This window comes from Staphylococcus sp. EG-SA-18, from assembly GCF_017151825.1.
GTDB classification, from domain to species: Bacteria; Bacillota; Bacilli; order Staphylococcales; family Staphylococcaceae; genus Staphylococcus; species Staphylococcus aureus.
Genome location: NZ_JACYVY010000080.1, coordinates 1 through 383, shown reverse-complemented (window position 1 = coordinate 383; position 383 = coordinate 1). Strand labels below are relative to the sequence as shown.

The 383-nt window shown below is 29.0% G+C and carries 1 protein-coding gene; it reads left to right on the top strand.

The genetic code is table 11. From position 1 onward, the window contains the following. The coding region (locus tag IDG66_RS13495; RefSeq protein WP_001837476.1) for a restriction endonuclease subunit S at positions 1-383 on the top strand (383 nt) is incomplete at both ends.

The window sequence follows — 383 nt, the reverse complement described above, 5'->3', positions numbered from 1 at the left end:
CTTACTACCAAAATAGGTAGTGGAAAGACTCCCAAAGGTGGAAGTGAAAACTATACAAACAAAGGCATACCATTTTTAAGGAGTCAAAATATTAGAAATGGTAAATTAAATCTTAATGACTTAGTTTATATTAGTAAAGATATAGATGATGAGATGAAAAATAGTAGAACGTACTATGGTGATGTTCTTTTAAATATTACAGGAGCATCAATAGGTAGAACAGCCATTAATTCGATAGTTGAAATACATGCTAATTTAAATCAACATGTATGTATTATTAGATTGAAAAAAGAGTATTATTATAATTTTTTTGGACAGTATCTATTATCAAGAAAAGGTAAAAGGAAAATTTTCCTTGCACAAAGTGGAGGTAGTCGAGAAGG